The 6,308-nt window shown below is 47.5% G+C and carries 3 protein-coding genes; 2 read left to right on the forward strand and 1 reads right to left on the reverse strand.

Going from position 1 to position 6,308, the window contains the following annotated elements:
• Positions 1 to 4,447 (forward strand): SDR family NAD(P)-dependent oxidoreductase (locus tag RH89_RS28680; protein ID WP_004402096.1); only part of this gene is annotated, 4,447 nt, incomplete at its 5' end.
• Positions 4,448 to 4,519: 72 nt separating this feature from the next.
• Here RH89_RS28680 and RH89_RS11845 read toward each other — a convergent pair.
• Positions 4,520 to 5,629 carry a substrate-binding domain-containing protein gene (locus tag RH89_RS11845; RefSeq protein WP_004402097.1) on the reverse strand — a complete coding sequence of 370 codons (1,110 nt, stop codon included), beginning with the start codon at positions 5,627 to 5,629 and terminating at the stop codon, positions 4,520 to 4,522.
• Positions 5,630 to 5,718: 89 nt separating this feature from the next.
• Here RH89_RS11845 and RH89_RS11850 point away from each other — a divergent pair.
• Positions 5,719 to 6,308: type 1 periplasmic-binding domain-containing protein (locus RH89_RS11850; RefSeq protein ID WP_004402098.1), on the forward strand; the 590-nt coding region annotated here is incomplete at its 3' end.

The raw sequence follows: 6,308 nt of genomic DNA on the forward strand, positions 1-6,308 counted from the left end.
AGATACCACGCTAGAACGTTTCGTCCGAGTGAACGTGTTTGGGGAAACTCACAGGCTCTACAAAACCGGCGATCTTGGCTATTGGAATGAGCAAGGCGAACTGATTTACTGCGGTCGAAACGACGAGCAAGTGAAGCTTAACGGCTACCGGATAGAGCTGGGTGAGATAGAAAATGCCTTAGCTAATGTGCTGTCCAACACAGCGTGCGCGGTGGTGTTGAAATCCAACTCAGAAGGAATGGAGACACTAATCGCGTATTGCCAGATGAGTTCTGAACGATTGGCAGAAAACAAAACGCGCTATATCGAACTCTTATCTCAGCAAATGCCGGACTTTATGGTGCCGAAACTATTTGTCGCCATCGATGCATTGCCAGACACGCCTAATGGCAAGCTGGATCGTGATGCGCTGCCTGCCCCCAAGGAGTGGTTTACGGCAATCAAAGAGGTGAGCAATCAAAGTGAGATTACTTCGTCGGTTGGGCAACGACTGCACAATATTTTCAATGAGCTGCTAGGTCATCCCATCGACCCGGATAGACACTTTTTTGAAGCAGGGTTTAACTCTTTATCATTGATGAAAGTGCACAGCCATATCATCAAAGATGACCAACTCAGCCAGTTGACGCCGCCGTTAAATCTGGTGGATCTGTTTGCCCATTCCAGCGTTCGCAAACTTACCGAATATGTCGAAAATTCCACGCCAGCATTGGCATCACATATTCAAAATTCTCCGTCTCAAACCATTGATGTCGCAGTTATCGGCATGGCGGTGAACTTACCTAATGCCGGCAATCTTGAGGCATTCTGGCGTGTGATTCAAAGTGGTGAAGAGTGCATTCAGCGCATTGAACAACCGGATGACAATACCGATCCATCTTGGGTTTCCGTTCGTTCAAGCATGGAAGGTGTCGATGCGTTTGATGCAGGATATTTTGGTATTTCAGAGCACGACGCCAAGTTGATGGATCCGCAGCAACGCCATGCGCTGATGAATGCAGTCCATGCCTTGGAAGACGCGGGTATTCAATGGGGCAACGCCAACCCTATCGGTGTGGTTATGAGTGCCAGTGATAACACCTATGGCAGCAAAGTTTTAAGAAACAGCGATGGAAAGTTGGATGACTACGCTTTATCTCTGCTGAATGAGAAGGACTTTATCTCGACTCGGATCGCTTACCATCTCAACCTGACAGGTCCTGCGATCACCTCTCAAACAGCCTGTTCCAGTTCCCTAGTTGCGATTCACCAAGCATGTCGTCAAATTCAAACCCAGGAGTGCGATATTGCGTTGGCAGGTGGAGTAAATGCAGATTTGGATACGCTGGAAGGCTACGCGTATCGAGAGGGGATGATCCTATCAAAGGATGGTCACTGCAAACCGTTTTCGAAACACGCTGGCGGCACAGTGCCTGCTAACGGCATTGGCATGGTGGTACTGAAACGGCTGGATTTAGCCCAGCAAAACGGTGACCGTATTTACGCGATAATCAAAGGCAGTGCAGTCAATAACGATGGCAAGGATAAAGTCAGCTTTTATGCTCCTTCCGTAAAAGGGCAGGCCGACGTCATCGTTCAAGCGCAAAAAAATGCGGGCGTCACTAGCGACCAGATGGATTACATTGAAGCGCACGGCACAGGCACCAAACTGGGCGACCCAATAGAAATTGAAGCGCTCAGCCAAGCGTTTGAACGAAATCGAAGCAAAGGCGTGCAAAGCCAAGAGTGTTTAATTGGTTCGACAAAAAGCCAGATGGGACACCTTGGCAGCGCGGCAGGTGTGACGGGCTTTATCCGCACTGCGCTTGCTCTTTATCGAAAGGAGTTGCCAAAGGGTACTTGGAATGATGAGCCGAACCCAGACATCGACTTTTCCCGAGCCGGTCTTTTACTGGCCAAAGACAGTTACGAATGGAATGGCAACAACCGATTAGCCGGCGTAAGTAGCTTTGGTATGGGAGGAACAAATGCTCATGTGATTCTCGGATCTTATGACGCAGGGAAGACTTCTTCTGCGGGGAGCCTACCGCTTACGCAGTTCCACAAAAAGCCCTATCTGAGTGATTTCTATCATCGTTTCGTAACGGCAGAACCCAGTGAACGCGCAGAGTTTGAAGACTGGTTCCGAGAGGCATGTTGGCAAAGAGCGACGAAGGTGTCACAGAAAGAAACGGATCTGCCGACATTGGTTTACAACTCAGAACTCACTCATTGCCCTCATCTTTCAGAAGTGTTCCACGCCAATACCGTTGAGGTGACCACCATTGAAGCGTTTAAGGCGTCTTTAGAAACATTGAGCGCCGATCATACCCGTGTGAATGTGTTGTACTGTGTCGATGAAAAAAATCCTCTCTGGCAAGGTGTGGAACTTATTCAGGTTTGTCTGTCTGCACCGCAAAATATGAAAGTCTCTCTGATTTGCCTGCTTAAGGGCGTTGCTGATGTCACAGGCGATGAAGCCCTGATACCAGGGAACAGCACAGTTATTGGGTTGGCGAATATGGTGTCAATCGAGCAGCCCAATCTGTCATTGGCGTGCTTGGATGTAACCGATTCGGCGTCCACTTCTCAGCTTTCAGCAGGGATTGCCACCTTGTTTGAACGATTGAACAAGCAAACTGAAGAGAGTGCAGAGCACATAAACCTTTATGCCTTAAGAGGACGCTACCTTTGGAAGCCTACGTTTCAGCCATATCACTTTGAAAATGAACCCTATCGTTTTGAAAATAAAGCAGTGGCGATGCCTGACTCAGGTGTGTACATCGTAACTGGGGGAACAGGTGGAATAGGGCAACATCTTTGCGAGTATCTAAGCTGCCTTAATGAAAGTAACGTGGTGATCTCCGTATCACGCAGCGCAAGCGATTCTTCACTTTCAACTCAACAGGGCATTCAGACTGTTCAATGCGACGTCAGTGATTCTGAGCAGTGGCATACGCTTATCGATTCTGTCGCAACCACATTTGGCAAGGTGACGGGCATCGTTCATGCCGCGGGTTCTGCTGGGGGCGCTATGTTGCACTCCGCAACCGCAAGCACCATTGAATCGAGCCAGAGCGCCAAAATAGCGGGTGCGCAAAACATCGTAAATTCAGCGCGCCAATATCATCCTGAGTTTGTGGTTCTATGTTCGTCCATGTCTTCGGTTTATCCAGTGGCAGGGCAAACGGATTACTGCGCGGCGAACACGTTTTTAAATCAACTTGCGGCGTCTGAGAATCAATCTGGAACCGTTCGATATATTTCTCTGAACTTCCCAACATGGGCAAGGACGGGAATGGCGAAAGCAGTAGAAGACACGGCATTTGCCATCACACCAGAGGAGGGCGTTAGGGTGTTCGAACGAGCGGTTGAAAGTGGTGAGGGGGTAATTTACGTTTCTCCGCTGAAACCAAAATCCGCACAGGCGTTTTTTCATCGTTTGAATAGCAAGCCTGAACGGACTTCAAATACTGAGAAATCTGCCTTTGCGAACTCTAATGTGCGCGAACAACTCACCCGCATCTTTTCTGAGGTGCTGGGGATGGACGAAAGCGACACAGAAACGGACGTGTGTTTTTATGATTTGGGAGGAGACTCACTAACGGTTCTGGATCTGTTTGATGAGCTTAATGCGACATTTCCCAACCAATTTTCTCTGGCAGAACTGAACCACAATATCTCGATTGATCGTCTTGTTGAGAAGTTAGAGTGTGGAGCTCAGTCTGACAGTCTGGTGCCAGATGATGGCGAAATTGACGTTGTGATTCACCCCGTTGGTGGTGAAGTTTCAGGCTATCGATACTGGTTAGAAAATTATCCGAAAAATCGAACGGTGTTAACTCTTCGGGATCCACTGTTAGGTGAGGAACGTGAGTCTCTATCTACGATTAAATCCTTAGCTGAGCATTACCATAACACTTTGAAGAGTAAGAAAGTTAGCAGAGTTATTGGTTGGTCATTTGGTGCTGTTATTGCACTGGAAATGGCGAAAAACCTCGATCCTGCTGTTGAACTGGTTTTGATTGATCCTCCTGCTTTGGATGACCAAAGGGAGACCGACCAGCAAGACCTCAATCAGGTATTTGTCAGTGAAATCATCCAGCAATATCCTGAACTTGAAGGGCAGCTTAATTCTCAAAGCTCAGTGTCAGACATCGTGAAAGCCTTGTCCCAACAAGGGCATGTTCAAGCCAGTGAACAGACTCAACAATATCTTGAGCAAGTAGTGTCTACTTGCCAAAAGAATGCGGCTGCGCTGGCAACTTATCGCTCCACACACAAAGTCAGTAATTCCACTTGGCTATTTTATGCCTCTGAGCATGAAGACGAGGAGCAACAAAAAATGCTGGCTTCATGGCAAATACCTCTTTTGAACATGACCAGCCAGGCTGTAAATGGAGATCATTATTCAATTCTCAATAAAGAAGGGAGCAAAGCCATGATTGAAGTGCTGCAGAGCTACTAGGGAATAGGAAAACAAAAGCCCTCTAAATGTGAAGTTGAGAGGGCTTAAAGCTTTCAGTTATTCAGGGCTTAGCTATTCGCTGCCTGAGTATCGGAATGCCTCACGAGTCAGGGTATTGAGCTCCACATCGCTCATATCACTGTGCGCTACGGTTATTCTTCCTAGGTAAATCAGCGGAACCTCAGATGCTCGTTTTTCGAGGTAGAACTTGATTGATTCAGCCGTTGCTACGCCCAAATCATCACTCATACGCATTGGAGTCGCGTCTAGCTCGTCCAGCTTGATTTTTTCAATCTCTTTGGCCGTACCGCCCCAGCCTGTGACAAAAATATCATCCAGTTTCTTGGCTTCACGCAGTGCATCAACCGCACCCATGGTCATTGCCGTATTGGCATTGTGAACCATGGTGACCTCTGGGAAATTATCCAATATCAGGCGCACTCCATCTGCTCCCCCAAGCTTCTGGTATTGCCCAAAGTGCTCGTACACGCTTAACCATTCACCTTTTTCCTCAACACAGTCAATAAACCCCTGAGAGCGTTGAGTATCGGTGATCCCCGGAATACCGCGGTTAGCGGCGAAGCTTACGTCATTTCCGAGGTGTTTTATGACGTAATCACAAAGCACTTCTGCACCCATCGCGCTGGAGAAATCGAACCAGGCATCCGGTTGGAATTCCCATTCAGGGTTTGGGGTATGGAACGCCCAGATAAACGTCTGAAAGTCGGTGGATGCCGCCAGTTTCTGAATATTGCTGGATTGTAATTCCAGTTCCGAAGGTCCAAAAATCACAAAATCGTAGGGAACTTCAGCATTCAAAACGGAGTTGGTGTGCTGAGTCTGAAGGGAGTGCTCGATCTGCTTAGATGTGAACTCGGTGACTTCAAACGGAAGTTTCAGAGCTTCCAGTCTTTTTGTCATTGCGGTGTAGTTTCGGACCCAAAAGTCAGAAATATCCGCACTGGGATAAATAATTGCGATGCGTATCGGCTTTTCTGGTTTTTTCGTTAGCGGTTCAGGTGGAGCACTTACCGTGATCTGAAATTTCTCCAATTTACCCGCATCTATCTGATGTATCTGGGAGTTCTTAGTGTTTGAACTATCAGCAAGCCCATCCGTAGGTGAAAGTGCCAGAGTTCCGGTTATAGCAGCAAATAAAAATTTATAAATGTGATAGTTCATCACTGTTACCAATTATTAAAATATGTATTAACATTATTGTAATTATATAAAGCCGATTCTTACAAAAAGATACTTTATCGAATAAAATTATGACAAAAATCATAAGGCGAGCAGTAAGCCTGTTTGCTATTGCTTTCAGCTCATCCAGTTTTGCTGATGGTGCCGAAGGGGATTTCCTTGCATATGCGCAGGAAAAAGTTGCAAAGGCGATTGCCAGTAATCAAATTTGGGATGGTCCGACTGATGGACCACGCATTACACGAGACAAGAACATCATTTTTATCGCTTCCGACTTACGTAACGGTGGCGTATATGGCGTGGCAAGGGGGATGTCAGAAGCCATATCAAACCTTGATTGGCACCTGAGGTTTATCGACGGGCTGGGGTCTAAAGTCCGTCAGGGTGCTGCATTGAGGAAGGCGATAGGGTTTGAGCCTGATGCCATTGTTCTTGGTGGAATCGATGCCCAGCGGCACCGGGAAACCCTCAAACTTGCAGAAAGTTTGGGGATTGTGGTCATTGGCTGGCACGCGACAGAGCTGGCGGGTGGGAACAAAGATCTCGGTCTGTATATGAACATCACCACCGATCCGCTCGATGTTGCGGAAGTAGCGGCGTTGCTGGCAGTTGTTGATTCTAAAGGCACAGCCAAAGCGGTGGTGTTTAACGACCCTAACTA

The sequence above is a fragment of the Vibrio nigripulchritudo ATCC 27043 genome, assembly GCF_000222685.1.
Taxonomy (GTDB): Bacteria; Pseudomonadota; Gammaproteobacteria; order Enterobacterales; family Vibrionaceae; genus Vibrio; species Vibrio nigripulchritudo.

Excerpts from the sequence above, each read along its gene's own strand:
- RH89_RS11845 (WP_004402097.1), bottom strand. The coding sequence starts at position 5,629 with ATGAACTATCACATTTATAAATTTTTATTTGCTGCTATAACCGGAACT.